The sequence below is a fragment of the Oleiphilus sp. HI0123 genome (assembly GCF_001635315.1).
On sequence record NZ_LWGE01001351.1, the window covers coordinates 1 to 2,748 of the forward strand.

Annotated in this window: 2 protein-coding genes; both read right to left on the minus strand. The window is 45.7% G+C overall.

The window, feature by feature from the left end; translation table 11 throughout:
* Positions 1-1,897: molecular chaperone DnaK (gene dnaK / locus A3761_RS16870; RefSeq protein WP_156491911.1), on the minus strand; the 1,897-nt coding region annotated here is incomplete at its 3' end.
* Positions 1,898-2,057: 160 nt separating this feature from the next.
* Entirely contained in the window at positions 2,058-2,645 is a 588-nt protein-coding gene (gene grpE, locus A3761_RS16875) for a nucleotide exchange factor GrpE (RefSeq protein ID WP_082865342.1), read from the minus strand.
* Between the last annotated feature and the right edge of the window lie 103 nt (positions 2,646-2,748).

The following is a 2,748-nucleotide window of genomic DNA, read 5'->3' on the forward strand; positions in this document are numbered from 1 at the left end:
CATTGTCGTCCGCTGCGCCAGCTGGCTCTTCTGCTGCACCGCCTTGCGCTGCTGCTTCTGGGCCTGCGCCCGCTGCTGCTTGCTCAGCATACATCTTTTGAGCCAAACCTGATGAAGCTTCAGTCAATGCCTGAGTCTTCGCTTCGATATCTGCCTTATCATCACCCTTAAGCGCTTCTTCAAGGTCAGTAATCGCAGCTTCAATCGCAGTTTTCTCTTCTTCAGTCGCCTTATCACCAGCTTCTTCTAGAGTCTTCTTAGTCGCATGAACAATCGCATCACCTTGGTTACGCGCAGTCACTAGCTCTTCGAACTGGCGATCGGCATCAGCATTTGCTTCTGCATCATTTACCATTTGCTCGACTTCATCATCAGATAGACCAGAAGAAGCTTTAATCACGATAGACTGCTCTTTACCTGTCGCCTTGTCTTTCGCCGATACGTTCAAGATACCGTTTGCATCGATGTCAAAAGTCACTTCGATCTGAGGCATACCACGAGGGCCCGCAGGAATATCTGACAAGTCGAAACGTCCCAAAGATTTGTTCTGAGCCGCTTGCTTACGCTCACCCTGTACAACGTGAATCGTTACAGCAGACTGGTTATCTTCAGCCGTTGAGAAGATCTGGGACTTCTTACTTGGGATAGTCGTGTTCTTCTCGATCAATGCTGTGGCTACGCCACCCATTGTTTCGATACCCAAAGTTAATGGCGTAACGTCTAGTAGCAGTACGTCTGTTACGTCACCAGCCAATACCGCAGCCTGGATCGCTGCACCCATTGCTACCGCTTCGTCTGGGTTAACGTCTTTACGTGGCTCTCTGCCGAAGAACTCTTCAACCTTCTTCTGAACCAAAGGCATACGAGACTGACCACCAACCAAGATAACGTCGTCAATTTCTGAAGCGCTAAGACCTGCATCATTCAATGCAGTCTTACAAGGCGCTAAACTACGTTCAACCAAATCTTCAACTAGCGACTCTAGCTTCGAACGCGTCATTTTCACGTTAAGGTGCTTAGGACCTGACGCATCAGCCGTAATATAAGGAAGGTTTACATCTGTCTGTTGCGCACTTGAAAGCTCAACTTTTGCTTTTTCAGCCGCTTCTTTCAAACGCTGCATCGCTAGAGGATCACCTTTAAGGTCGATACCGCTATCTTTCTTGAACTCATCAGCCAAGTAATCGATTAGCGTCATATCGAAATCTTCACCACCCAAGAAGGTGTCACCGTTAGTCGCTAATACTTCAAACTGCTTCTCGCCATCAACGTCAGCAATTTCGATGATAGAAATATCAAAAGTACCACCACCCAAGTCATAAACAGCAATTGTTGAATCGCCTTTGCTCTTATCTAAACCGAACGCTAGTGCTGCTGCAGTTGGCTCGTTGATAATACGCTTAACATCTAGACCAGCAATTTTACCGGCATCCTTAGTTGCCTGACGCTGAGAATCGTTAAAGTAAGCAGGAACTGTAATTACCGCTTCAGTTACTGACTCGCCTAGAAAGTCTTCAGCCGTTTTCTTCATCTTCTTCAAGATTTCTGCAGAGATCTGAGGTGGCGCTTTCTTATCGCCCTTAACTTCTACCCACGCATCACCATTGTCAGCTTTAGAAATGGTGTAAGGCACCATTGAGATGTCTTTCTGTACAACTTCATCTTCAAAACGACGACCAATTAAACGCTTGATCGCAAACAAAGTATTAGTCGGGTTCGTTACTGCCTGACGCTTAGCTGGCTGACCAACCAAGATTTCGTTATCGTCAGTGAATGCAATGATTGAAGGTGTGGTACGATCGCCTTCTGCATTTTCAATAACTTTTGGCTTTTCGCCATCTAGCAATGAAATACATGAGTTAGTTGTACCTAAGTCAATTCCGATTATTTTGCCCATTGATTTACTCCCGTTCTCTAATTTCTAAATTCTGTTGGTAAGGCTTAATGGCTTTTTTCATCTTAAGCCTTAGCGCCTATATTTTTGGGTTAACGCTTATATTTGGCCGAAATTTCCATTTTCAAGCTTTAAACCATTATTTTGTACTTTTTTTGTGCGTTTATTTGGATACAACAACCATTGCCGGTCTGACCAAACGACCATTCAAGGTATAACCTTTCTGCATTGCTGCAATCACTGTATTTGGCTCTGCATCCGGCGCAGGAACCATTGACATCGCCTCGTGCAACGTTGGATCAAATGGGTGACCAACCGGGTCAACCTGCTCCAGATTAAACTTCTGCACGCCACTCAAAAACATCGAAAGCGTCATTTCTACACCTTCGCGCAAGGTCGTCATTTCATTACCCGCTGCAACTTCCGCCTCTACCGCTTTCTCTAAGCCGTCGATGACAGGCAATAATTCTTTGGCAAATTTTTCCAAAGCAAATTTATGCGCTTTCTCTACATCCTGCTCTGCTCTGCGGCGAACATTCTGCACTTCAGCTTTGGCACGAATTGCCTGATCTTTAAGATCTTCAATTTGCTTCGCCAAAGACTCAGCCTCAGCCTGCCAATCCTTGCCATCTGCCTCAGCATTCTGCTCAGGGCCACTAGTTTCGACTTCTTCCTGAGCAGCTTCCACAGCCTCTTGAGCTGCCTCTACAATATGCTCTTCATTTGAATTATTTTCGTTTTCTACGCTCACCTGCGCCTCCACTGACCACAACTCTGCTATTTCGCTTATCAATCTCAAAACAGCAGTTAATCAAACTAATTAACGTTACGCAGCACATGCTGCACACCCTGAC